The organism is Haloarcula sp. S1AR25-4, assembly GCF_031624555.1.
Lineage (GTDB): Archaea > Halobacteriota > Halobacteria > Halobacteriales > Haloarculaceae > Haloarcula > Haloarcula pellucida.
The window spans coordinates 1,135,698-1,160,044 of the sequence record NZ_JAMQOR010000001.1 but is presented as its reverse complement, the minus strand read 5'-3'; the positions used below and the strand labels follow the sequence as shown (position 1 = coordinate 1,160,044).

Below are 24,347 nucleotides of genomic sequence, written 5' to 3'. Positions count from 1 at the left end.
GGGAGAAGTAGCGGTACCAGCCGCCGACTGCGAGACCGGTCGTGAGCGGGAGTGCGACCACAACCCACCACGGTTCGACGCTGGCAGCATCGACGGCGAGCAGCACCCCGGCGGTCGTCGCCGGGTCGATTCACGTACGGATCACTCGTCATCATCCGCGTGGAGTTTGGCGGGATCTAGCTCGTAGAGTCCGCGGCAGACCTTGTTCACCTCGCCGCTCATTCGGAGGCTACTGGGGTCAAGCGAGGACGATGCCAGCGATAGCGAGGGACTGGACGATGATGATACTGCGCGTCCGCATCATTCGGCGATCCGTCCCGCGTTGGTAAATGATACAGCCGACAAGGGGATCTAGTGCCAGACTGACTGCCGCATCCGCAACCGGATCAGGTCGCGACCATACTCTTCGCGAGCATTCACACGGAACTCGTCCCATGCGTCGTCCGGCCACTCCTCATCGTGCGTCGAAACGGACTCGACCTCGCGCTTGATTGGGTCGACACGTAGTATCAAGCCGTCAATCGGCCCCATATCAGGCCAGAACGCACGCCGAAACGCCTCCACCTGCTGGTAATGACTATTTTGGATTTCGTGGGTGAGTTTGTAATCTGCCGCGTAGAGACCCTCGGGAAGACCATCGTCAATACGAACCAAGCGATCAATCTGCCCACCGAACCGCGTCCCATCTACGTTAGTAACGAACACCATCTCGTTTGCGAGGGGAGTATAATCCACAACATCAGTCCACCACATACTCGCCAGCATCGACGCATTCTGTGCTTGATCGACAGCAGCGAGCGAAACAATCCGCTTCGCTTCCTCAAAGCGATCAAAACGGTCGAAGTCAACCTCCTCGGGAGGGCTTACTGTTGGATCATCCTCAGCGACCGCACGCCACGTTGACAGCCAGTGACCATCGAATTCCTCTCGGAACAGGCCGCCGAGATCCTCGCTATGGAGGCCATCCCGATCGTCGTGCATCACGACCCCACGCGCTCGCCGATACTCCGGTGGTAAATCACTCCCATCCGACCCGTCACCGGGTGATGCTGTGATCGTGTTCACGGACAGGACAGGCTCGTCATCGTCGCGTTGGTAAAAACTCCCTCTGACGTCCTTTATCGATCCTCGATGGACACCACGTTGGGCCTGCTCTATCTGGCTATCAATTAACGGATTCCGCACCTCGCGTGCGTACTGTTCCTCGATTCCCATTCTGTTCGTGGAATGGGGCTCCGCCCCCTTATAGGTAGATTACTTGATACTTTTGGTTTGCTGGGTTAGCGCCGCGGCTGGCCACCACGCCCGCGGTAGTCCTCGATGTCGATTCCGAACCGTTCCTGCAACCGCTGCTCGTGCCACTCCGTCCACTCGCCGAAGCCGTGTGTTTCAGCCTTCACATCAAGCAGCGTCCGGACTCCTTCCTCCTTGATGTCTCCACTCCGGATCGCATCTTCCGCTGACTGACCGCTGCGACCAATCTCGTCGATTGCCGGCCCACTCGTGCCCTTGGCAATCTGCATCAAGAGATCCATCAGAGTATCCTCCGGGATCTGAACACGTGCGCTACACCGTGGGCAGTAGTTAGCCTCTGGCGTCAGAGCCGCCGAGCAACGCGGGCAACGGTCGAGTTCAGGCTCACCGATGCCGTCCTCATCAATATCGAATCCGTACCGTTGTAGAACCTGCTTGTTGATCTCGTCCTCTTGGATGTGCTCATACCGGTCAAGCATATCCGAGTCCCGACTCCAACCAGCTCGGTGCTTGATCTCCCTGTCCGTGAAGCCCTGACGCGCCCAAACCGTGACCGCGGTATGCCTGAAGACGTGAGGGTGGACATCTTCCGGATCAAGGTCGGTATCATCATCCCTGACGAGCCGCTCGAGACGTTGGCGGACGAGAGCCGGCGTCATACTGCCATCATCATCCTCACCTTTACTCCACCCCTCCGACTTATGAAATAGGGGAGCCTCGTCGGCGTTTGGCCGCGGATGCTCGTCGAACAGGTAGCTCTCGATATGGGCTGCCGACCACGTGAGCGGCTTCCGCTTGTCATCACCCTTCAAACCAGTCGCATCTGGGTTTGCTTGGAAAAATCCACCACCCGAATTCTCCCTGAAATCAACGTCCTTGACGCGCAGCGAAAGCATCTGTGCGATACGGAGTCCAGTATCAGCCAACATCGCGACGATGGCTCGGTCACGTGCCGTGCGACAACAGTCCTGTATCAGCGTCTCGATCTGCTCACGTGTCAGGATGTCTTCAGGCGTAATCTTCGTCTCATCCTTGTCTGAAAGTCGAATGGCGCCCCGAGCGGGCAACACGGAGGAGTAGTCGCGGCCAAATTCCTCAACGCGGGCGTTGCGGAGTTCGCGGCACAGCACGCGGAGTGCCTTCTCGTAGTTTCGCCGCGTTCCCTTGCTTGACCAACCGCGTTCTTCCTCAAGATCGTCAAGTACGGAGTCCATCTGCCGCGGGGTCAGTTCCTCGATGGGTGCGTCAGACTTCTCGGAGATTGCACGGAGCTTGCTGAGGTACTGGATGACTGTCGACGCGGCCATCTCCTTGTTGGCCGCAGACGTGAAATCCCACAGCATCCGTGCGTCCTCGTTGGTGAGCGAATCGAGTTTTTCCTTCTGACTCTGCAGTTGATCGTTCAGATTGTGCGGGTCATCGACCGGCATATTGGCCGACGTCTCGAAGGACTAACTAACAATTTGTGATTTATCCGCCCGGGACTATTCTGCGAGGAACGGACGTGACGAGACGACTCCTTCCGCCGCGCTGGATATCTCGATGCCGTGAGCCGCGACGTCTTCGGCGTCGCGTCCCGGCCACCGACCGCGACGTGGCCGGCGTCGGTCGCCAGTTCGAGACTGGCGAGCGGGACGAACCCCGGTTCGCGCTCTATCGGCGGTTCTCGGTATTCTGGGATTTGCTCACACGACTCCAAAGGAACGGCCGATAGCACGGTGCTACACGTCGGTACGGTCGGGTGGTGACGTGGGAAACGCCGCGGTCGACTCGGTTTGTGCGGTATCGAGTCCTGTGTGGCCGGTCGGGTCGAACACCGTTCCCACGCAGAGAGAACACTCGTACGCTGTTTTATCAGTACCGAACGACATTTCAGATATGGTCGCGGCACTCCACCCACTCTTCGGCAGTGGTATGGGCCTCGTACTCCTCGCGACTGGGTCGGTCGTCCGTGATATCCTCGTCGGGGTCAGCATCGCTGTCGTGTTGTTCGTGCTGTACTACGTGTTGATACTCAGGCCGGCACGGCGGCCCCCGCCTCGCAGGGAAGCGGACGATTCGCCGCCCCGGAACGACACCGGGAACTAGAGGTAGGCGGCGTCCCAGCGGAGTGGCTTCCGGACGTTCCCGCAGGAATCACACTCGATGCGTCCCATCGAGTCCATCGCGTTGGCGAGCGTGTTGCAGTTGCTACAGAAGTAGCCATAGCGCTCGTCGCCGTCTTCGTCGACGTGGACGACGTGGAACGGCGCGATAGAGCCCCGCTCGTGGTTGTCGTGGTCGACGTAGACGGTCCGTCCCTCAGCCGTCTCGACGGGTTCTCGGCCCCACTGTTCGGTCTCGCTGTAGAGGTTCTCGACGTAGGTGCGCCCGTCGATCTCCACCTGTTCGGTGCCGACCTTCTCGAAGCCACGGTCCTCGTAGAAGGTGTTCCCCTCGACGTTGTCCGCCAGTACCCGGCCGAGTAGATGCGGCGCACCGAGGTCCGCTAAGTGGTCGCGGGTCGCCTCGAACAGCGACGACGCGATGCCTTCGCCGCGGTGGGCCGGGTCGACGTGTAGCCAGAGCAGCGTCCCGGTGTTGTCCGCTGCAGTGACGCTCTCGGAGAACCCGACGACCTGTCCCTCTTTCTCGGCGAGCAACAGGAGTCGTTCCTCGTCTTCGAGCGTCTCTTCGAGTCGCCCCTCGTCGTACCACTCTTCGATGGCGCTGTTTATGGCCTGCGGACCGAGCGAGTAGGACGCCTGCAGCGACCGGCGTGCAACGTCCCTGATTGCCGGCCTGTCGGCTGGTTCTGCTGGTCGAAGCTCCATATCTCCTGTCTGGTCGGGAACTGGCATAAACGTACAGCCCATTCGCGATGACCTCGCGTTCCCTACTGGGCCTCGGAACTACGGGGAGGGCGCCGAGAATAAGCTTCTATTTGTGGGTTCCTGTGTCGTGTGTTGGGGCAGTAGTGGGTAATAGGGGGTGATTCCGGTGAACAACTGCCTGATGTGTACCATCGGCCGGCCGCACTGTCCGTGCCGACTAGCTGCTAGGATGTCCTGCAAGCGCACGACGCCTCGACGGGAACTCGTCTCGCCCGCGCTGTCGTCCCGCGCTCGCTCACCCATCGGGACTTCCCCTCGGAAACTCGATATTGTGTCGTCATCCCGTGATTTCTCTGGCGTATCCAGACGAGAGACCGCGTTCGCCCTGTCGTAACGCTAAAGAGTCGAACGTACCTTCTTGTCTGTAAGATGAATATCGGAACCTGTCGCCGGAGGTGGTGGTGTGGGCGTCGAGATTAGGGAGTCACCAGTCTCGGACGAGGAGTTCGAAGCGATGCAGGAGTTCGTCCACGATTACCTCGCCGCCAGCGTCGAGAACGAGGACGAAGGTGGCCGGATGCGGTGGTACCCGTGGCACTCCGCGGAGTACCGCTTCAATCACATCCTCAACGTGGTCGACATCGCGACGGATATCGCCCGGAAAGAGGGCGCGAACGTCGATGTGACTCGTGTGGCGGCCCTCTTTCACGACATCGCGAAACTGGAAGCCGAACAGGACGTCCACGCTGAGGCCGGTGCCCGCATCGCGCGCGAGTACCTCACCGCGCACGGTGACTACCCCGAGTCGTTCGTCGAACAGGTGTGTCGCGCCGTCGAGGACCACTCCTATCAGGGTGACCTCTCGAACCTCTCGCTCGAGACCCGGTGTCTCATCGAGGCGGACATCCTCGACAAAATCGGTGCCAACGGGACGGCACTCATGCTCCTGCGGATGGGCTACGAGTCTCGGACCCACATGGACGCCGCCGAGATGGTCGACCGCGTCATCGAACGCGGCGAAGACGCCAAGGAACGCGTCGAGAGCGACACGGCGGAGTCCATCGTCCACCAGCGACTCAAGCGCACGCGCTGGTTCCAGGAGTGGCTGGAGGCGGAAGTCGCCGAGATGGATACCGAGGATCGACTCGACGACGTCGCGACCGGGATGGGCGACTCGTAGCGCTACAGGAGCGCCCCGCCCACGTCGACGAGGGACGACTGGAGTCGACTGAGCACCGGCTCCGCCACCTGTGCGAGAAAGAGGAGGCCAGACCCCGCGAGAATCGCGGCGCTGACCCACGCGACCACCGGTGCCAGCCGTTCGACGCGCTTGCGGGCGGCGACGATTGCCGCCGGGAACCCCGTTATCCAGAGGACGATACCGCCAAACAGTCCCGCAAGCAACACCGGATGTCCGGTCTGGACGACGAGTAGCCCCGTCGCATCGGCCCCGATAGCGGGGAGATACGACAGGACGTCGAGCGTCCCGGGTTGGAGGAGGCCGACGCCGACGGTGAGCCAGAAGACGACCTGATACGGGTTCGTGAGCGCCAGCACCAGCGCCTTCCGGAAGCCACGACTCTCCCCGGCGTCGCCCGCCTCGGTCTCCACCGACGAGAGCGCGTTCGCGTCCTGTACGGCCCCGTAGGCGAACCACAGCATGAGGAGCCCACCGGCGGCGACCATCGCGTCCCGGAGGCCCGGCGTCTCGGTCACCACGGCCGCGGCACCGACCAGCGAGAGGACGAAAAAGCAGGCGTCGGCGGTCATCGCACCGAGTCCTGCCAGCAGTCCGGCCCGCCAGCCACGCAGCGCGCTCTCCTCGGCGATGACGGCGTTCATCGGCCCCGGCGGTGCCGCGAGCGCGAGGCCGAAGACGACGCCACCGACTGCCGTCGGAAGGAGTGCGAGCGGGCCGGGCGACTGCAACAGTGCCGAGAGCCAGTGATGCATCTACAGTACTGGAGAACAGAGAGAAAATACCGAACCGTCTAGAGCTTGCCGGCCTTCTGCAGCTTCATCAGGTCCTCGGTGTCGAGGGTCTCGCCTTCCTTGAACTTCTGGTAGATCTCCTCGGCCTCTTCGCGAGCGGCCTCCTGCTTCTCCTCGCGCTGGGACCGTTCCTGTTTCTCCTCTTTCTTGTCCAGTTCGCGCAGGCGCTTCTGGACGCGGACGAAGTCCTCGTGGTGCTGGTCGGCCGCTTCCTGGGCCTCGACGAACTCCTCGTGCTTCTCGTCGGCCTCGTCACGGATCTCGTCGGCCTCGCGGTAGGCCTCGATCATCTGGTTGTGATGTTTCTGGGCCTCGTCGGCGAGTTCCGTCACCTTCTGGTGGTGCTTCGAGGCTTCTGACCGGACCTCTTCGGCCTCCTCTTTCAGCCCCTCAAGGTCACCGCTCTGGTCGAGCTTCTCCTTCTTGCTCTGGAGCTTCTCGCGCTTGTCCTCGATCTTCTCGATGAGCTCTTTCTCGTCTTCCGAGGAGAGGACCTCGGTCTGCTGTTTGAACTCGAGGTCTTCGATCTCGTCTTTGAGTTCGTCGACGGACTTGCCCTCGTCGAGTTCGAGGTCGTTCTTGACGTTGTCGACCTTGTCGAACAGCTCGTTGGCCTCGGCGTTGAGCTCGTTGCGCTTGTCCTTGTGCTCTTGGACCTGCTCGTTGAGCTCGTCGCGCTTCTCGCGGTGTTCCTGGGCCTCGTCGACCTTCTCGCGCGTCTTCGCGTTCAGGTCGTCGCGGTCAGAGGCCCGCTCGGAGGCCATCTGGTTCAGCTCGTTCCGTCGGTCACGGAGCTGGCCGGCGAGTTTGATGAGCTCGCCCTTCGATTTGTTTTCGAGATCCTCTTCTGTTACTGTAACGTTCTTTGATTCGTCTATCGAGTCTGCCATTGTTGAAACCTCTATGCCATCACCGCTCTCGCACAGACAGGCGCTCCGCTATTGAGGGGCTGGCACCAATAACAAGGGTTCCCTCTCATGTTGGGCGCGACGCGATACTGCCTGAACGCGTGAGCGTTCTGGTGTCTGCTAGTACCGGGGGATATTGTTTAAATATTCCGGTGCATACGATACCGTGGCGACGCCTCACACACCCGAATACGGAGGAGTGAAGCATTCACACGGTTTCGAAATAGGTTATATACTGCCGCATATCTCGTACTCGTTCGTCACCACACCGTCGCCGACGGCGACGGCGAGCGTCAGTTCGTCGCCCGCGGCGAGCGTCAGCGACCCGACGGTGACGCGGCCGAACGGACCGACGGTGTGCTCTTCCTGCTCTCGCTCTCCGTTGTGGTCCCACTCGACGGTCACCGTCGCCGTGTCGGGCCGGTCGTGGCAGACGACGACGTCGCTCTCACCCGGCGTCGGGTCCGAGAGGACGACCTGCGTCGGTTCGTACCCGTCGGTGAGGACGGCGTACGCGGGTTTCGCCGTGCCGTCCTCTTCGAGCACGCCCATCCCGGCGTCCCCGACGTCTCGGAGGCTGTCGAGAATCGCCACCTCGCTGGCCTGTCGGCGGAGGTGTTCGGTCACTGTCTGGACGACGCGTGCCTGATAGGTCTGTGAGTCGGTGACGCCGCCGTCGACGCGAGCGTCGTGGGTCGCGCGGTCGAACCCCGTCTCGTCCGCCGGGTCGTCGGTACCCAGCGACCCCGCACCGAAGCCACCGACGACGTCGCCGACGCCGTAGTGGTCACAGAGCCACGAGAGGTCACTGACGGTGCCGTACTGCCAGCCAGGGTACAGCGTGACGGCATCGGGGTCGATACCGGGCGGGCCGATCACGGGGAACGCCGGGACCGCGTCGACGACGTCGGCGACGGTGTCGGCCGGGCCAGCGTCGTAGTCGGCCCGCCACGCCCGAAAGCGAAAGCGCAGGCGGTCGAGGAACCCGGACCCGAGGCCGTCGGCATAGGGGCTGACGGGGTCGTCGTGGACGCCGAGAGCTGTGAGGCTCGGATGATGTCCGTACTCCCGTTCTAGCTCGCGGGCCAACGACTTCCCGCGGTCCACGTCGAACCCGCCGGGGCCTGTCAGTGGGAGGTCCTGCCAGAGGAGGAGGCCGTGTTCGTCACAGGCCTCGGCGACGGCGGGCGGGGTCGCCTGTGCCCGCACCCGAACGAGGTTCGCGTTCGCGTCTGCGGCCCGGGCCACGTCCTCCGGCGTCGGGTCCAACAGCGTCACGCCACGCGCGGGGACGCGCTCCCCGTTCACTCGGAGTTCCTCGTCGTCGTAGCTGACCGTCCGCAGCCCCGTCGTGATCTCGTTCGCGGCGTCGTCGAGTTTCGCCCGGACGACGTAGCGCGGCTGGTCGCCCCGGTCGTGTGGCCACCACAGCGACGGGTCGCGCACGTCGATGGTGTGTTGGACCGTCGTGTGGCCCGACCCGGTTGCGACCCGCGAGCGGTCCATCATCCCGCCGCCGCGGACGTTCCCCTGCGGGCGAATCGAGAACGTGATGCGGTCGTCGATGGCCTCGTTCGCCACGACGTCGGCCGTCACGTCGACGGCCGCCCCCTCGTCGGTCAGCCGCGGTCGCGCCCGTACGGCGCTCACGTACGGGTCAGGGTAGGTCTCGAGCCGTGCACCCCACCAGATGCCAGGGACACACCGCTCGTCCGGGAGGGCCTCGGTGGCGTGGAGGCCACCGAAACGGTCCTCGGGGACCCGGCACTCGACGACGACCCGGTACTCTTCGGCGTCGGGCAGTCGGACCCGAAGCGGTGTGAAGTACGCGTCGTGTGTCGCGACCTGTTCGTCGTTACACCAGACGCGGGTCTGTGCGTACGTCCCCCGGAGGACCAGCACCGCGTGAGCTTCGTCCTCGTTCCGCGGGTCCGAGAACGTCGTCTCGTAGGCCACGGCGTCTGCTCCGGCGAACGCCGTCGGCCGGCCCGGCACGCTCACCGGGTCCCAAGTCTCCGGCGTCGGCATCTCGTCGTCCGGCGCTACCGCCGCGCCGCGCCACTCCAGCGACATACCTTGTGACCCGTCCGCTGGGGGCATATCCTTTATCCCCTCGGTGGCGGCGCCGGTTGCTGACGCCCGTCTGACGGGCCGTCGGCCCACCCCGACGCCGGCTATTACTTTCACTTTCACTCCGGGGACGGCTCGGATTAAGGTGGCTTCGGCCGCTCCGATAGGGTATGATTCACGACCTGCGCGATGGCACGGCCCCGACGTGTGACGCCAGTGACTGCGACCGACCGCTGGGGGAGCCGGCGCTGGTGTTCGAGACGGCGTGGGGTCGCCGCGAGGCATACGAGTGTGCCTGTGGCGCGGTGACGGTCACCGTCGCCCGGTCCGAGTCGTCCCGTTGAAATACGCCCGTCGGCTACGGCGGCGTATGCCACTCGAAGCCGTCGTCACCGCACACGGCCACGAACACGTCAGCGGTGAGCACGCGAGTACGCTGGAGGTCACGAGCGACGATTTCCTCACGCCAGCGGGCGACTGCATCCTCGGAATCGAGGCCGACACCGTCCCGGCTGACTTCGACGACGCGTTCGTCGAGGCGTGTCGGGACGCCGACGCGACCATCACCGCGACTATCGAGGTCGACGGCCACACGGTCACCGTCGAGGGGTCGGGCCACCCCGACCTCACCTTCGAGAGCGACCGGAGCCACGTCCTGCGGACGAGCGACTACGTCGACGACCGGACCGTGATGGTCGGCGCCGACGCGGCCGCCGGCGACGTCGACCGTGACGTAGTCGCGGCGCTGGCCGACGGCGCGGCCCTGACGCTGACGCTGACCGTCGACCCGGTCTGACTGCGTTTTCGCGCACCATCGATCCACACACCGACCGTGTTTGGTGAAGGGGTTTTGCCGCTCGGGACCCACCGGACAGACATGGCAGACCCGGAACCGGAGGAGAACATCAGCGGGGGCGAGTCGGGCGGCGGTCGGGCGGCCACGTTCGACCCGTCGACGGCAGCGACGCGGGCCGAGGCCGTCGTCGACCGCCTCGGCGAGATGTACTGGACGAAGACCTACGGCGGCCGGCCGGCCTTCGAGTGTCTGGTGCGCACGATTCTCAGCCAGAACACCTCGGACAAGGCCAGCCAACCCGCCCACGACTCGCTGATGGAACGGTACGGGGGGAGCGAGGCGCGAAGCGCTTCGGACAGTCCGAGCGGGGAGGGGACCGACCCGCGAGCGGACGACGGTGACCTCGCGGCGACGCTCGCCGAGGCCGACCAGCAGACGCTGGCCGAGACTATCTCGTCGGCGGGCCTGTACAACCAGAAGTCCGAGCGGATAATCGCTATCGCCCAGCGTATCTGCGAGACGTACGGCGGTGCCGACGAGTTCGACGAGTTCGTCCGCGAGGCGGACCCGGACGAGGTTCGGGACCGCCTGCTGGAGATGAACGGCGTCGGGCCGAAGACGGCCGACTGCGTCCTCCTGTTCGCGGGCGGGCGCGGCGGCGTCTTTCCCGTCGACACGCACGTCCACCGTATCGCCCGGCGGATGGGACTGGCACCCGCCGACGCCGACCACGAGACGGTTCGGGAGTACATCGAACGCGACGTCCCCCCAGAGAAGTGCGGCTTCGGTCACACGGCGATGATACAGTTCGGCCGGGAGTACTGCACGGCACGCAAGCCGGCGTGTCTGGACGACCCGGAAGCCTGTCCGCTCGCGGACCAGTGTGCGCAGGTCGGCGTCTATCCGGCGACGGGAGACGTGGTAGACCCCGCCGAAGCGCCGGAGTAACGGACTACTCGGCCGGTGACACGGACACCGCGCCGTCGCGAACCGTCACGCTGTACCCGACGTAGTCGAAGGTCACCGAGAGGTTGCAGTTCGCTCCCCGGTCGTCGGCGAACAACTCGTCCAGCGCCTCGGGGTTGACGCTCTCGTACAGCGATGGCAACGAACAGGGGTCTGTCCCCTCGAGGCGGCCCACGAGTTCGGGGACCGCGAGGCTCGCGAGGTCCGTGGTCGCGTCGAACTCCGCACGGGTCTCGTCTGTCCGGGTGTGGGTCGATACGTCCGTGAAGTCACACGCTGTGCCGTCTGCGACGGCGTCGTACCCCGACTGCCCGCGGACAGTCGATGGCGTCCGGTCGGTCATCGAGTCGAAAGAGTCCCGACAGCAGTAAAGCAGAGCGGGTTGACTATGTAATCTCTTGATACCGCCCGTGGCGAGTCACGTCTCGAGGACGTGCGATTCGACGAGCGTCCGGTAGCCTCGGCGGAGCCGGTTCGACAGCGCCTGTCGAGAGATGCCGAGTTCGGTCGCCATCTCCTCTAGCGTGGTGGTCCGGGGTTCGCTGAAGTACCCGCGTTCGTGGGCGAGCGTCAGCGCCTCGCGCTGTCTGTCGGTCAGTTCGGGGGCCCCCTCGATGGCCGCCGACCTCGCGTCGGTCAACTCCGACAGCGTCGGGACGATACCGGCGTCTCGACAGGCCCGGTCGAACGCCGTAATCGCGCGCTGTTCGTCGCCACGCACGTCGACGCGCCACCCAGATTCGGTGCCGACCACCGACAGCATCGTCACGTCGCTGTCGACGATTGCTCCCAGGAGTCCCTCGTGGGTCCCCACGCACGTACATCGGAGGAGCGACCGTCCGCAGACGCTGTCGACCAGCGTAACTGTCTCGAACTCCTCGACGGTCGAGAGGAACGCACGAACTGTCTCGCCGTCGACGCCCTCTATCCAGACGTACGGCATCACGGTCGACCCGGTCGGGACGATGCGCTCTATCTCGACGACGGCGTCCGGGTACGACTCGAAGACCGCTCCCAGAAGGAACGTCTCCGGCGGCATCGTGAACTCTGCGACGGTTGCCATCCTCGGCTATCTATCGCCCAACACGAAAAAGAATGGGCTGGGAACTCCTCGGTGGTCGCCGACCTACTCGGCCCGGTGACCCCACCGCTCGCCGCTCTCGGCGTAGCGGGCGTCGACGATGCGGTTGAACTGCTCGTCCGACAGCGAGATGTCCGTCGCGCCGACGTTCTCGTCTAATTGGTCGACGGTGCGGGCGCCGACGATGGGGACGCAGGTGAAGTCTGGCTGTTCGATGTTCCAGCGGAGCGCCACCTGTGCCGGCGTCGCGTCGAGTTCGTCGGCGACGGCACGAATCTCGTCCAAGACGTGCCAGCCGCGTTCCGAGAGGTAGTAGTCGTCGAACCGGTCGTCGAGCGAGCCACGGGCGCCCTCCGGTCCCTCGAAGGCCGTCGGGTCGTCGTCGTCGGTGCGCTCGTACTTCCCGGTGAGGAACCCGCCCGCGAGCGGGGAGTACGGACACACGGCCATGTCCTGATCCGCACAGACGTCGAGGTAGTCCTTCACGTCGTCGCGGTAGCCCGCGTGGAACAGCGGTTGGGTCACCTCGAACCGTTCGAGGCCCGCCACGTCTGACTTCCAGAGGGCCTTCGTCAGTTGCCACGCGGCCATCGTCGACGCGCCGAGGTAGTGGACCTTGCCCTCGCGGACGAGGTCGTTCAGCGTCCGTAGCGTCTCCTCGATGTCGCTGTCCTCGTCCCAGCGGTGGATGTAGTAGAGGTCCAGATAGTCCGTATCGAGCCGGTCGAGGGTCCCCTCTATCTGGGCGCGGATGTGCTTGCGGCCGAGGCCGGAGTCGTTCGGGCCGGGTTCACCCCGACCGTCGAAGGGAAAGTACACCTTCGAGGCCAGCACGACGTCCTCGCGGTCGTAGTCCGCTAGCCAGTCGCCGATGAACTCCTCGCTGGTTCCGTTGGGATTCCCGTAGACGTTGGCGGTGTCGATGAAGTTGATGCCCCGCTCCCACGCCGCATCGAGCAGTTCGTGAGCCTCCTCGCGGTCTGTCTCGACGACGCCACCGGTCTCGCGACCGAAGCGCCACGTCCCGAAACAGAGCTGTGAGACCGTCGTGCCTGTCGAACCGAGTCTGGTGTACTCCATAGCCGCTCCAACGGGGCCGACGATAAAAACGCTGGGGCGCCCGGCAACCCGAGCGGGTCACCCGCGTCGCCACGCCACCGCGACGGCGATACCCACGATGAGGAACGCGAGCAGGGAGAGGTTCGGAATCGTCAGCCCGAGGACGCGGTACTGAATCTGTGCGCAACTTATCGCGCCGATGCCACAGGTGGTCTGGGTCACCTGCAACCACGAGTGATAGGCCGCGAGGCCGCCGCCGAGACCGACGAGCGGCAGGGCCGTCCGTGCGACCGCGGGACGCCGCTCGACGGCGGCGACGCCGAGGACGACCACCTGCGGGTACATGAGGATGCGCTGGTACCAGCAGAGCCGACACGGCGTCAGCCCGAGTCCCAACGAGAGATAGAGACTCCCAGCGGTAGCGACCAGCGCGACCAGCGTTCCGAACGCGAGGAGCGACCGAGCGTCGAGCGAGACCCCAGTGCCACCGTTCCGGCTGTTCACGACAGTGAGAGTGCGCGCCGCCGGAAAAAGCGTTACGTGCGGTGGCGGGTGCGGTCAGTGGGACCGGTCGGCGGTGGCCTCGCCAGCGCTCCGTCGCTGGCGAGCGGGGGAGGGCAGGCAGTGACGAGCGTGGTGTGGGGAGCATACCGCTCGCCGTCGGCGAGCGGTTTCACCGTCAGAGCGTCACACTCTCGAACGACTGTAAAAAGTGGGTTCCCTAGACGAACCGGAACGTCTCTAAGTTCTCCGGGGTGAAGGTACGGACGTTGTAGTCGTGGTACAGCCCCGAGGAGAGGTCCTGCGTGGCGGACTCGTCGCCGTCGACACAGAGCACCTTCTCCGGGCGGGGATGCATCGTCTTCACGAAGTTCTCTAGGCCCTGCCGGTCGGCGTGGCCGGAGAATCCGTCTATCGTCTCGACGCGCATCTCTACCGATAGACTGTCGCCGTCGATGCGTACCTCGTCGGCACCCCGCTGGATGCGCTTGCCCAGCGTCCCCTTGGCCTGATAGTCGACGAAAGCGAGCGTCGAGTCCGGGTCGGATGCGAGGTGTCCGAGCCACGTCCGGGCGGGGCCGTCGGTGAGCATGCTCGGCGGCGCGAGGACGACGCTGGCCTCCTCGCGTTCGGCGATGGCCGCGCGGTCGTCGCCGTCCTCGACGGGCGTGAACTCGTCGGCGAGGAAGGGGTTGCGGTCGGCGTCGTGGATGCGGTCTTTGACGTCGTCGCGGAGGTAGTCGGGGTAGGTCGTGTGGACCGCCGTGGCCTCCCAGATCATCCCGTCGAGGTAGACGGGCATCTCGGGGACGTCGCCCTCGCGCATCGCCTCTTCTAAGACGACCATCAGTTCCTGTGCGCGGCCGACGGCGTGGACGGGGACGAACACGGTCCCCTCGCGGTCGGCGGCCTCTGAGACGAGTCGCTTGAGCTTTCGCTCGGAGTCGTCCTGGTCGGTCTGGTAGTCGTTGCGGCCGCCGTAGGTGGATTCGAGGACGAGCGTCTCGACGCGGGGGAACTCGTTTACGGCGCCGTCGAACAGGCGGGTGTTGTCGTAGTGGATGTCGCCGGAGAACGCGACGTTGTAGAGGCCGTCGCCGATGTGGAAGTGGACCACAGAGCTACCGAGTACGTGGCCGGCGTTGTGGAGCGTGAGTTTCACGTCCGGCGCGATGTCGGTGACGTCGCCGTACTCGAGCGGGATGCAGTGTTTGACCGCCTCGCGGACCATCTCGGTCTCGTAGGGGCGCTTGCGGCCGGCGGCGTCGGCGCGGCCGATGTAGTCGAGCGTCATCAGGCCGAGCAGGTCCCGCGTGGGTTCCGTACAGTAGATTGGGCCGTCGTAGCCGTGTTCGAACAGGAGGGGAACCAGCGCCGCGTGGTCGAGGTGGGCGTGAGTGAGGACCACGGCGTCCAGCGAGGACGCACCGGATCCGATGGCTTCGGGAACGTCGAGATACGGCTGTTCGGTTCGCTCGCCGGGTTTGTCACCGCAGTCGACGAGAATGCGCGTGTCGGCCGTCGAGATGATGTACGCCGCACGGCCGACCTCCCGGCATCCGCCGAGGGTCGTGACGCGGACCCACTCCTCGCTGGACATGGGGTCGCGGTGAATCTGGCGGCCGACGCGTTCGAGGATGTCCCGCCGGTCGTCGCGTTCCTGCGTGAGGAAGTCCCTGACGTTCGAGACGGTGGGCGACTCGATGGGCGGCGTGCGAACCACGTCCGGCGTCCAGCCGACCGCCTTGGTTATCTCCCGGAGCGTCTCGCCGCGCCGGCCGATGACCCGGCCCGGTTTCTCGGCTTCGATGAGGACTTCCCCGGTGTCGGCGAGGAACTGGAGGCCGCTGACGCCGGCGTCCTCGGGGATGATCTCACGAATCCGCTCCTCTGCGGTCTCCGGTCGCGTCAGCACGTCCGGATCGGGTCGGACGGTGATGCGCTTGCGGAGCTTCGACGCCAGTCGGCGGACGAGGTCACCGTCGGCGGCGAACTCCTTTGGGTCACGCGTGTAGATGACCAGTTCCGGTCCCTCGTAGGTGACGTCGGAGATGGAGATGTGGTTCGGAACCTCTTCGTCGATCGTTGCGCGTACGTCTTCGAGTTGCTTGTCTACCGTGCTCATAGTGTAGAACGGGCGGGCGGCCTGCTGGTGGCGTGTACTCCGTCGCGGGTCGGTCTGGACCGAGTGTCTGGTACGGTCATACAGTTGTCCGTTGTTCGGTGAACGACCTCCAGGCGGAGAACTGCCCGGAAAACCGATTGTACACGTCAGTACCCCGCTCGAATTATTAAAGACTTCGCACTCCGGAGCGGTCGGAGGCCGACGCTGTCTGTGTGGTCAGGCTGATTCGAGGGCGTCGACGGTCCGTTCGGCCGCATCCGGTGCTGCCCGTGCCAGTGCGGTCGCGACGACGTACTCCGAGACTGGGTCGGCCAGTTGCGCGGGGCGGACGTCCCCTTGGGCGCGACTCAGTTCCCAGTCGGCGCTCCAGACCCGGTCGGCGGCGTTCGTGAGCACGGTCCGGACCAGCCCCGGTGTCGGCCCCGTCCCGAGCGTGCTCTGCAGTGCGTCGACGGCGGTCTGCCTGAACCGACGAACGTCGGCGGCGCTCTCGACGCGGAACTGTTCGCCCTCCTCGATTCGCTGTCGGACCCGCTCCAGCGCGCCGAACCCGGCGAGGCGGCCGGTCGCGTCCAGCAGCGCGCTCGCTGGTCCGGCGGCCTCCGAAACCCGAGTGGTCCCGTCGACGGCCTCGTCTCTGACCTCCCACCGTACACGCTCGGGGGCCTCCCAGTCCCCGCTGGTCGGTTCCGGTGGGGCAGCCCGGGAGCGGAGGTCGGCCAACAGCGCCTCGGCCGCGCCGCGTAGCCGTGCTTCGACCGTACCCGCATCGGCCGGAAGCGAGGCCCGGAACTGCGCGTCGAGGTGGCGGGCGTCGTCGAGGTACACGTGGGCGGACTCGGCGGCCTCGCCCCACTCCGCGACGGTCAGCAGCGCCGATCCGTCGTGGTTGACCGAGGGTCCCTCGTCGTCGGTCGCGCGTCGGAGCGCCGTCTCGATGCGGGCGTGGACGAGCGCTGCACGCACCGGGTCGTCGCCGAGGTAGGTGTACTCGGAGTCGAACGACCGCGCCTCGGCGACCGCGTTCCGGTACTCCTCGCGCAGGGGAGCGGCCCGCCGCCCCTCGCTCACGAACCGCCAGCCTTCCGCCGCGTAGCGGGCGTTCTGTCGACTCTCACGGATCGCCCGCAACGCCATCAGCCCCGTCTCGGCCCGCCGGGCGTCGTCGATGTCCTCGGTCGCGTGGTCGGCCGCGTCGAGTACGTGTTCGCGGATGTGTCCGTTGGATATCTCGTCGGGGCCCAGCGGCGTCGGCAGGCCGGACAGGAGTTCCGTGGTCCGGTCGCGTCCGGCCCCGAGATACGCGTCCTCGATAGGGACCGGGACGGCCGGAAACAGCAGGTGGTGCGGGCGCTCGTCGTCGCCGGTGTCGACGTCCGGTAGCTCGTGGCTCCGAATGGTCGGCTCGTCGCCGTCGGCGAAGCGTTCGACGGCACCACAGCCGGCGAGTGCGCTCGCGCCGACGACGGCGAGGAACCCCCGTCGGGTCTGCCCCGCAGCCGGGTCCGTCACTGTGACCCCTCCGTCGTCTCCGTCGACTGCTCGGAGGGTTCAGTCGCCGTTGCGTCGTCGCTACTCGCGGCAGCCATCTCCGAGTCGGCCATCGGGCCGCGGTCACAGCTTCCGGACCCGATCGAGGAGCCGAATCCGTTCACCGAATCCGCGTCGAGGGCGGCCGGAATCCTGACGAGTCGAACCGCGAACACCTTCCGGTCGGCCCGGCAGGCTTCGTCGTAGGGACGGGTGACGCGCGCGTAGTCTGTCTGGACCTCGTCCGGCCGCCACGAGACACTGCAGAGTTCGAGGCGGAAGCACTCGCCGACCTGATGCGTCTCGACGTACACCGTCTCGCTGTCGAACGCGGTGGCGTCGAGGAACGCCCCGACGCGGTCCGCACCGGGGACGTCGGCGACGGCGACGCGGTCGGCGCGTTCGCGGCTGTCGACGAGGGCGTTCGTCCGGAGGTACGAGTGTTCCGACTCGGTGGGTCGCCCGCCGTCCGCCTGGTCGGGGTCTACGAGCCAGACTGGCGGCCGGTCGGTGTCGGCCCGGATGGCGAGGTTCTCGGGGTCGGACTCGGACCCGGCGAAGTCGCTTTCGCCGGCGGTGGCGGTCGGCGACGTTCGACTCGATTCGCCGGTACCGTCGAGCAACCCACCGCACCCTGCGAGCGCACTCGCGAGGCCTGCGGCTCCGTGGAGGACGCGGCGGCGTGTTGGAGGGACCATCGTCGGCGGAGCGACGAACGCCCACGGAATAAGTCTCGTGTTCCCGATACGCGCTGGCCTCGGCACTGGACCGGCCCGAGTCGTCCGCGCCGCCACACCGAAGGCGTCGGGCCGCGAGGATACCCTCATGCACGTCACACCTGCCGTCGTCGCCGAGGAGTACGAGTGGACCCTCGAACGGGCCGACGTGGTCGTGCCGCTGGTCAACGACACCCGGGACCACCTCGGGGACCTGTTCGGCGTCGACGTCGACGCCATCGACGAGCGAGCGTACCGCGAGGCCGTCGAGGCGGTGTTCGCCGACGGCGACCGGGCGGTCAACGTCGCGGCGCTCGTCCGTCTGCTCCGGGACCTCGACGTCGAGGGCGACTACCCGGGGTTCGTCGTCGACGAACTGCTCGGGCGCGAACTCGCGGGGATGCTCGCGGGCGACCAGCCGCTCCGATTGCTCGCGGAGGCCACGTTCCACGTCGCCGACGTGCGGACCCACGGGGCCGAGGGCGACGCCGCTGGGGCGGACGACCTCGACGCGGCGCTGGCCGCGGGCGTCCAGACGCGATTGCCGGGGTGGCCGTGGCAGGCGGACGAGAGTCCGTTCGGCTTAGAACGAGAAGGACGGCGTCGCTAGGAAGGCCGTCTCGTACCCCTCGTGACGGGAGGTCTGCGAGGGGGCGACGACGTCGACGCCGACCGAGGGGTCCGACTCGGCCGTCTCGACGACGGCGCCGTAGTGGTAGCCGAGGTCGGGGTGGAGCGCCGCGCCAAGCGCGTCGTCGAACACCGTCTCGCCGCCCGTCTCGACGGTTCCATCGAGGGACATCATCGGCAGGGGAACGCGGTTGTACGGCGTGCGGACAGAGACGGCCAGATACGACTCGCCGTCGGCGAGGAAATCGGCCTCGGAGAGCCACGTCGCGGCGTACACCCCGTCGCTGCCCTTCTTCGTCCCGAGTAGCGTCCCGGGCAGTTCGTCCGCGACCGGCGTCTGGGAGACGGGACGCATCGACATCTCCATCAGGTCGACGGCACCGCGTTCGCCCTGTGTCTCCGAGAACGCCTCGTAGGAGAGTTCGTCGAGCGCCGACTGTGCGAAGTCGAACTCGACGCTCGTCTCGGCGGCGTCGTCGAACCGCCCGGCGAAGGCGCCCAGACGGCGGTCCGAGACGGCGTTGACCCGGACGCGGACGGTGTAGAGACCGTCGCCGTCGAGTTCGTAGTTGTCGCCGTAGTGAAAGCCCATACTCTGGGAGATCATCGGCCACGGCGATTTCTCGTCGACCGTCTCGCCGTCCCGTTCGATGGTGATAGCGACGCCGGCCGAGATGGGCAGGACCATCTCCGTCTCCGGGTCCCACACCGTCGCCATCAGGTGGATGCTGTCGGCGTCGCGGATGTCGACGCGTTCGGTGTCGGTGCCCGTGACGGTCCAGAAACGGTGGGGAAACGAGTAGCCGAGGCCGACCATGTAGTCGCCCGCTTGTGCCATCCCGGCCATCCCCATCCCTTCGACGTGGGTCGGGCGGTAGGTGGCGTCGGGGCGATTCTCCACGAGTGGCGGCGAGCGTGTCGACTGGCTCTGGAAGGACCCACAGCCAGCGACGAGCGACGCACCGGCGAGACCGGTGCTGGCGAGAAACCGTCGTCGGTTCATACAGTCGGGTAGCCGCCTGCTTTCAAAGACGATTCTGGTACGGTGGGCGAATCAGGCAGGGTCGGCCGGGGGGAGCGCCCGGAGATTCCGCGGCGGCAGGAGGTAGTTCCCCCTGCGCTCGACGGTCATGTACTGGAGGATGCCGTTGTTGGTACGCTGCCCGACCGCGGAGTTCTCGGCCACGTCGGTGCCGTTCATCGCCTCTCTGGTCGCCACGAAGTCCTCGATGGACTGCTGGAGCGAGAGGAAGTGCAGGCCCGCCTCGCCGCCGTCTGTCGAGTCGAAGTCCCGGCGGAGGATGGTGGGGCTGTCGTCCTCGCGAGCGCGCGAGAGCTTCTGTGAGTGGCCGACGACGCCCTCTCGGCGGCCGCTCTCGACGGCGTCCTCGGGACACTCCTCGATGGCGCTGTCGGTGCCGAGGTTCTCGCCGACGCCCTCTACTTTCCCCTCGTCCGCGTGGGCGGGACAGAACATCTTCGAGACCCGTTGCTCGCGGGAGTCCTGTTCGTACCACTGCTGGAGGTGCAGGCGGATGAACGAGAGATGCTGGGTCGCGCCGCCGGCGAAGGGGCCGGCGTCGACGGTCACGCGGTCCTCGGTGGCCTGATTCCCCTTGAACCCGGACTTGAACCCCATGAACAGCGGGGCCTCCTCGGGGACGGGTTCGGAGTCGGGGATGCCGTCGACGTCCTGCTTCTCGGCGGGCAGGCCGGTCCCGACGAACCCGGTCCGGCGGTCGGCCACGCCGAACACGCCCGCGAACGACGACGGCATCTCGTGGTCGTTGACCGTCTTGCGGGTCCCCTTCAGCGCCTCTTCTGCGGCCAGCACCACGCTCTCGTGGTCGCTGGCGAGATGGAGGAGCGCGTCGGGCGTGTCGGGTTCGGGGTCCTCGAAGGGGGCCAGTGCTTTCGGCTCCGGTACGTCTACGCCCGCCGGGTTCGCCTCGAACCGGTCGAAGTAGGTCGGGCCGTAGCCGAGCGTGAACAGGAGGCCGTCGTTGCTCCACTCGTAGGCCTGCTCCAGCGTCGACAGCGCGTCTTCCACCTGCCTCCGGTCGCCGTCGGTCGGCCTCCCGTCACGCTCGTAGTCGAGCAACAGGAGGACGTGGTGGCGCGCCATCCGCGGGTTGCCGGCGTCGTCGGTCGCCAGCGCGTCGTTCCACGCGTGCTGGCGGGCCGGCAGACTGGCGGTGTCGTCGGTCCCCTCGGGTACGTCGGGTGCGCCACGGTCGAGACAGGCGGCGAGCGCGGCCGTCCCACCGATGGCGACGGCGCTCTTCGCGAACTCGCGTCGTGAGATACCGCGGTCTGTCATTGCTCCGGCCTAGGGTGGCGACCCATTACTGGATTCTGGTACACCAGCCGAACGCGACGTCTCGCGGGCTCGAACCCGTCGAAGGCCCGCTTCCGTCTGCTTCACTCCGGACTTTCGAGCAGATTGTCGACCAACCGCTCGAACCGGTCGGTGAGCCGCGCCGGGAGACTCGGGTCCAGTTCCCGGACCAGTCTGGCCGTCTCCGCAGGGTCGACGAGTTCGAGGGTGACGCGGCCGGCCTCGCGGCGCTTCTCGACGACGTCGTGTTCGACCAGACCGTCGAGGTGGTGTTCGAGCGTACTCCGGGCGATGCCGAGGCGGTCGGCGACGGCGTCGGGCCGGGCGCCGTCCGTCTCGAACAGTGTCGTGACGACGTCCCGGGCCGTCTCGCGGCGGAGCAGGGCGATGACTCGTCGCTCCCAGCCGTCGTACTCCGGCGGATAGTAGTGCGTTCGGCCGTTGACCGTCTCGGCGGTGACGTCGTCGAGTCGCCGCAGATGGTACTGGACCTGCCCCGTCGCGAGGTCCAGCGCTCTGGTCAGTGCCCGGAAGTGGATGCCCGGGTCGCGGTCGATGCGGTCCCGAATCAGCCGCCGCGTCTCGTTACTCATATCCCTCGTTATCCAGTCGTTTCTCGATCCGTCTGGAATAATAGACGGCACCTAAGACCAGCGCGACGAGGAGTACGTCGGCGGCGTGTTCGAGCGTGTGGTGGCTGTCGGGGCTGACGACGCCGACCATGGATAATCCGGCCAGTAGGGGCCGAGCGACGAGCGCGCTGAGGGCGAGCGCGACGAGCAGGTACGCCCGCGACCCGCGCCGACGGTAGGCGGCCAGTCCGAGGGCACAGAGGGTCGCCGTCGCGACGCCGGAGACGAGGAGGACGGCGCCGAAGCCGACGTGGACGTCGCCCAGATGGAACCCCAGATGACCCGGCCAGTTCATGGTGGCCTCTAGACGGCGAAGCCACCTGACTCCCTCGGTTCTGGCTGACTTTTTTACGCCGTCCGCGAGAGTCGACGGTATGGTCAGTATCGGGTTCGTGTGTGAACCGGACCACCCAACCTTCTGGCCGGTCGCCGAACGACTGGCCGCGCGGGGGTTCGACATCGAGTTCCTCCGGCCGACCGACCCGATCTGCCGGGCCGATGTCGACGGCCTCGAAGCCCTCGTTAACGGCGTGCTACACCCGGAGTCGTTCGGGGCCCTCCGCTATGCGGACCAGCGAGACGTCCCGACGTGGAACGGGTTCCTCTCGACGACGGCTTTCGCCTCCCGCGTCGTCGCACTCGACGCGCTGGACGCGATCGGGTGTCGCGTCCCCGACGTCCACTTTGACGGCCCGAAAACGGGGTTCGAGGCGGCCAGTCCGTTCGCGTGGCGCCGTCGGCCAACGGGGAGACAGCGGCCGTCGTTCTACGTCGAGTCGGTCCGGACCGAACCGGTCGACCACCGCTACTACGCCGTCGACGACGGACGGGAGACGCACGTCCGCGCACTGGCGATACGGACCTCGCTTTCGGGTACGGGCGAACCGGTGTCACAGACCGACGTCGACGTGATGCTGGCCACGCGCGTCCGTGAGCTACTGGAGCGGTTCGGCGCGCGGGCCGTCGGCGTGGACTTCACCCGCGGCGAGGACGGCGAGTTCTACGCGCTCCGGACGACGCCCGTCCCGACGTTCGCCGGAACGGACATGGGGCGGCGAGTCGCCGACTCCGTGGCGTCGCTGACGACCCTCGGCGCGTAGTGACACACCGCCCCGACCCTTCGGGGAGTTTATTAGCGGCGTGGGCCACGATTCCGGTAATGAGCGGCGAGCAGGAACTCGGCATCACGGAGAGCAAAGAGCATTCACCCGGCGAGTGGTACGCCGAGGTCGTCCAGAAGGCCGGCCTCGCGGACTACGCCCCGATGGGCGGGTTCATCGTCACGCGCCCGCGTGGCTATGCCGTCTGGGAACGCATCCAGAGTCACCTCGACGGTTGGTTCAAAGACACCGGCGTCCAGAACGCGTACTTCCCGCTTTTCATCCCCGAGAGCTATCTCGAACGGGAGAAAGACGTCGTCGAAGGGTTCGACCCGGAGGTCGCGTGGGTCACCCACGGCGGCCACGAGGAACTGGAGGAACGGCTGGCAGTCCGGCCAACGAGCGAGTCCATCATCGCGCCGTTCATGGCTCAGTGGACCCGCTCGCACCGCGACCTCCCGATGCGCCTGAACCAGTGGTGTTCGGTCGTCCGGTGGGAGGCCACCGAGACCAAGCCGTTCTTCCGCACCAAGGAGTTCCTCTGGCAGGAGGGCCACACGGCCCACGCCGACGAGGAGGGCGCGTGGGACGAGACGATGACCCGGCTGGACCAGTACGAGCGACTCTACGAGGAGGTCATGGCGATGCCGCCACTGAAGGGCCGCAAGCCCGAACACGACAAGTTCCCCGGCGCCCACACCACGACGACTGTCGAGGCGCTGATGCCCGATGGAAAGTCCGTGCAGGCCGCGACCTCCCACTATCTGGGCACCTCCTTCGCCGAAGCGTTCGACATCACCTACGCCGACGAGAGCGAGGAGGAGAAGGTGGCTCACACCACCTCGTGGGGCCTCTCGTGGCGCGCGATGGGCGCGCTCATCATGACTCACTCGGACGACCAAGGACTGGTGCTCCCGCCCGCGCTCGCCCCCACGCAGGTCGTCGTCGTCCCAATCTGGCAGGAAGACACCAAAGACGACGTGCTGGAGTACTCCGCGGACCTCGCCGCCGAACTGGAGGCGGCGGGCATCCGGGTCGAACTCGACGACCGGGACCACCGCAATCCCGGCTTCAAGTACAACGAACACGAACTCAACGGCGTCCCGCTCCGAATCGAAGTCGGCCCCCACGAGGTCGACGACGAGGAGGCGACGCTGGTCCATCGCCCCGACGGCGAGAGCGAGACGGTCGACCGCGAAGACATCGACGATACCGTCGCGGACCACCTCGACACCGTCCACGCCAAACTGTACGCCAGCGCCGAGGAGACGCTGGAGGGCGAGATTCGTAAGGCCGAGTCCCGCGAGAAGATTCTCGGCACCATCGGCCAGCACGGCGGCTACGTCAAGTGTGGCTGGTGTGGTGACGAGGACTGTGAGGACCCTATCAAGGAGGCCATCGCCGCCGAAATCGTGATGGTCCCGCTGGACCGCGACGAGGAACCGGTCCACGACGAGTGTGCCATCTGCGGTGAGGACGCCGAGGAGACGGCGTACTTCGCGAAGAGCTACTGAGTCTGTACTGACCCGACCGGAGCGAGGGGCAGCGTTTTTCATCGACGTTTTTCGAGGAGTGGTGGCGAGTGCAACGAGGCACCCAGCGACGAAAACGGTCGGACGGCGTACGTCTCAACGCGCTGTTGGCCGTACGGTCTTTCGAGCGGGTCCGGCCTTCGACGGCCGATGGCTCGGTGTAACCCGGCCGATATGTCTTCCGATGGACCCCTCGGGATGCGGAGAGAGTGCCCGTCAGGGAGGTCGAGGCCGCGCGCTCCGGCAACGCGTGTGCCGATTACACAACTTTCTTATCAAAGGGATACGACACTCGACACAGCTA

The 24,347-nt window shown here is 66.1% G+C and carries 25 protein-coding genes; 8 read left to right on the top strand and 17 right to left on the bottom strand.

Features of this window, described 5'->3' with window-relative positions; all coding sequences use genetic code 11:
- Positions 1–351: 351 nt before the first annotated feature.
- Together NDI85_RS06100 and NDI85_RS06095 are read right to left on the bottom strand one after the other, a co-directional pair.
- The gene (locus NDI85_RS06100; RefSeq protein ID WP_310915248.1) at positions 352–1,215 is read right to left on the bottom strand and encodes a hypothetical protein; all 864 of its coding nucleotides are present in this window, start codon (positions 1,213–1,215) and stop codon (positions 352–354) included.
- A gap of 65 nt (positions 1,216–1,280) precedes the next feature.
- Positions 1,281–2,684, bottom strand: coding sequence for a site-specific integrase (locus tag NDI85_RS06095; protein ID WP_310915247.1), 1,404 nt, complete (start codon positions 2,682–2,684; stop codon positions 1,281–1,283).
- 448 nt (positions 2,685–3,132) lie between these two features.
- On the opposite strand from NDI85_RS06095, the gene NDI85_RS06090 reads away from it, so the two are divergent.
- On the top strand, positions 3,133–3,342 hold the full coding sequence (locus NDI85_RS06090) for a hypothetical protein (protein WP_166966291.1): 210 nt from the start codon (positions 3,133–3,135) through the stop codon (positions 3,340–3,342).
- On the opposite strand, the gene NDI85_RS06085 is transcribed toward NDI85_RS06090, so the two are convergent.
- Entirely contained in the window at positions 3,339–4,067 is a 729-nt protein-coding gene (locus tag NDI85_RS06085; RefSeq protein ID WP_188993705.1) for a GNAT family N-acetyltransferase, read from the bottom strand. The two genes, NDI85_RS06090 and NDI85_RS06085, sit on opposite strands and share 4 nt — an antisense overlap.
- A 463-nt stretch (positions 4,068–4,530) precedes the next feature.
- Here NDI85_RS06085 and NDI85_RS06080 point away from each other — a divergent pair, with 463 nt between their 5' ends.
- Positions 4,531–5,247, top strand: coding sequence for an HD domain-containing protein (locus tag NDI85_RS06080; RefSeq protein ID WP_188993707.1), 717 nt, complete (start codon positions 4,531–4,533; stop codon positions 5,245–5,247).
- 2 nt (positions 5,248–5,249) lie between these two features.
- Here the strand turns inward: NDI85_RS06080 and NDI85_RS06075 are convergent, their stop codons facing one another.
- The 3 genes from NDI85_RS06075 to NDI85_RS06065 form a co-directional block, all read right to left on the bottom strand.
- Positions 5,250–6,020, bottom strand: a complete 771-nt coding sequence (locus tag NDI85_RS06075) for a LysE family transporter (protein ID WP_310915246.1) — start codon at positions 6,018–6,020, stop codon at positions 5,250–5,252.
- A 38-nt stretch (positions 6,021–6,058) separates the two neighbouring features.
- Positions 6,059–6,949: a coiled-coil protein gene (locus tag NDI85_RS06070; RefSeq protein ID WP_188993711.1), complete on the bottom strand. Its 891-nt coding sequence runs from the start codon at positions 6,947–6,949 to the stop codon at positions 6,059–6,061.
- Positions 6,950–7,195: 246 nt separating this feature from the next.
- A complete protein-coding gene (locus NDI85_RS06065) occupies positions 7,196–9,040 on the bottom strand; it encodes a hydrolase (protein WP_310915245.1) in 1,845 nt (614 codons plus the stop codon).
- A gap of 167 nt (positions 9,041–9,207) precedes the next feature.
- Here NDI85_RS06065 and NDI85_RS06060 point away from each other — a divergent pair, with 167 nt between their 5' ends.
- The 3 genes from NDI85_RS06060 to nth all read left to right on the top strand — a co-directional run bounded on the left by NDI85_RS06060 (position 9,208) and on the right by nth (position 10,781).
- A complete protein-coding gene (locus NDI85_RS06060; RefSeq protein ID WP_166968701.1) occupies positions 9,208–9,381 on the top strand; it encodes a hypothetical protein in 174 nt (57 codons plus the stop codon).
- Between the two features lie 26 nt (positions 9,382–9,407).
- Complete coding sequence (locus NDI85_RS06055) at positions 9,408–9,833, top strand: DUF371 domain-containing protein (RefSeq protein ID WP_310915244.1); 426 nt, start codon at positions 9,408–9,410, stop codon at positions 9,831–9,833.
- An 81-nt stretch (positions 9,834–9,914) separates the two neighbouring features.
- Positions 9,915–10,781, top strand: coding sequence for an endonuclease III (gene nth / locus NDI85_RS06050; protein WP_310915243.1), 867 nt, complete (start codon positions 9,915–9,917; stop codon positions 10,779–10,781).
- Positions 10,782–10,785: 4 nt separating this feature from the next.
- Here the strand turns inward: nth and NDI85_RS06045 are convergent, their stop codons facing one another.
- The 7 genes from NDI85_RS06045 to NDI85_RS06015 form a co-directional block, all read right to left on the bottom strand.
- Positions 10,786–11,142 (bottom strand): HalOD1 output domain-containing protein, encoded by a 357-nt coding sequence (locus tag NDI85_RS06045; RefSeq protein ID WP_310915242.1) that lies wholly within the window; start codon positions 11,140–11,142, stop codon positions 10,786–10,788.
- A 75-nt stretch (positions 11,143–11,217) separates the two neighbouring features.
- Positions 11,218–11,862 carry a helix-turn-helix domain-containing protein gene (locus NDI85_RS06040; RefSeq protein WP_310915241.1) on the bottom strand — a complete coding sequence of 215 codons (645 nt, stop codon included), beginning with the start codon at positions 11,860–11,862 and terminating at the stop codon, positions 11,218–11,220.
- 63 nt (positions 11,863–11,925) lie between these two features.
- Positions 11,926–12,960, bottom strand: coding sequence for an aldo/keto reductase (locus tag NDI85_RS06035; protein ID WP_310915240.1), 1,035 nt, complete (start codon positions 12,958–12,960; stop codon positions 11,926–11,928).
- A 57-nt stretch (positions 12,961–13,017) separates the two neighbouring features.
- Positions 13,018–13,443, bottom strand: coding sequence for a disulfide bond formation protein B (locus tag NDI85_RS06030; protein WP_188993726.1), 426 nt, complete (start codon positions 13,441–13,443; stop codon positions 13,018–13,020).
- A gap of 217 nt (positions 13,444–13,660) precedes the next feature.
- On the bottom strand, positions 13,661–15,565 hold the full coding sequence (locus NDI85_RS06025) for a beta-CASP ribonuclease aCPSF1 (protein ID WP_310915239.1): 1,905 nt from the start codon (positions 15,563–15,565) through the stop codon (positions 13,661–13,663).
- A gap of 216 nt (positions 15,566–15,781) precedes the next feature.
- Positions 15,782–17,077 carry a hypothetical protein gene (locus NDI85_RS06020; protein WP_310915238.1) on the bottom strand — a complete coding sequence of 432 codons (1,296 nt, stop codon included), beginning with the start codon at positions 17,075–17,077 and terminating at the stop codon, positions 15,782–15,784.
- Positions 17,074–17,793 (bottom strand): hypothetical protein, encoded by a 720-nt coding sequence (locus tag NDI85_RS06015; protein WP_310915237.1) that lies wholly within the window; start codon positions 17,791–17,793, stop codon positions 17,074–17,076. The genes NDI85_RS06020 and NDI85_RS06015 overlap by 4 nt, the downstream gene beginning before the upstream one ends.
- 127 nt (positions 17,794–17,920) lie before the next feature.
- On the opposite strand from NDI85_RS06015, the gene NDI85_RS06010 reads away from it, so the two are divergent.
- Positions 17,921–18,421, top strand: coding sequence for a hypothetical protein (locus NDI85_RS06010; RefSeq protein ID WP_166972964.1), 501 nt, complete (start codon positions 17,921–17,923; stop codon positions 18,419–18,421).
- Here the strand turns inward: NDI85_RS06010 and NDI85_RS06005 are convergent.
- From NDI85_RS06005 to NDI85_RS05990, 4 genes are all read right to left on the bottom strand, one after another.
- Entirely contained in the window at positions 18,395–19,444 is a 1,050-nt protein-coding gene (locus NDI85_RS06005) for an iron transporter (protein WP_188993738.1), read from the bottom strand. The two genes, NDI85_RS06010 and NDI85_RS06005, sit on opposite strands and share 27 nt — an antisense overlap.
- A gap of 51 nt (positions 19,445–19,495) precedes the next feature.
- On the bottom strand, positions 19,496–20,761 hold the full coding sequence (locus tag NDI85_RS06000; protein ID WP_310915236.1) for a Tat pathway signal protein: 1,266 nt from the start codon (positions 20,759–20,761) through the stop codon (positions 19,496–19,498).
- A 101-nt stretch (positions 20,762–20,862) separates the two neighbouring features.
- Positions 20,863–21,372 carry a helix-turn-helix domain-containing protein gene (locus NDI85_RS05995; protein WP_188993742.1) on the bottom strand — a complete coding sequence of 170 codons (510 nt, stop codon included), beginning with the start codon at positions 21,370–21,372 and terminating at the stop codon, positions 20,863–20,865.
- On the bottom strand, positions 21,365–21,706 hold the full coding sequence (locus NDI85_RS05990; protein ID WP_310915235.1) for a hypothetical protein: 342 nt from the start codon (positions 21,704–21,706) through the stop codon (positions 21,365–21,367). The genes NDI85_RS05995 and NDI85_RS05990 overlap by 8 nt, the downstream gene beginning before the upstream one ends.
- A gap of 79 nt (positions 21,707–21,785) precedes the next feature.
- On the opposite strand from NDI85_RS05990, the gene NDI85_RS05985 reads away from it, so the two are divergent.
- Together NDI85_RS05985 and proS are read left to right on the top strand one after the other, a co-directional pair.
- The gene (locus NDI85_RS05985) at positions 21,786–22,511 is read left to right on the top strand and encodes a hypothetical protein (protein WP_188993745.1); all 726 of its coding nucleotides are present in this window, start codon (positions 21,786–21,788) and stop codon (positions 22,509–22,511) included.
- Positions 22,512–22,570: 59 nt separating this feature from the next.
- Complete coding sequence (gene proS, locus NDI85_RS05980) at positions 22,571–24,025, top strand: proline--tRNA ligase (RefSeq protein WP_188993746.1); 1,455 nt, start codon at positions 22,571–22,573, stop codon at positions 24,023–24,025.
- Positions 24,026–24,347: the final 322 nt, after the last annotated feature.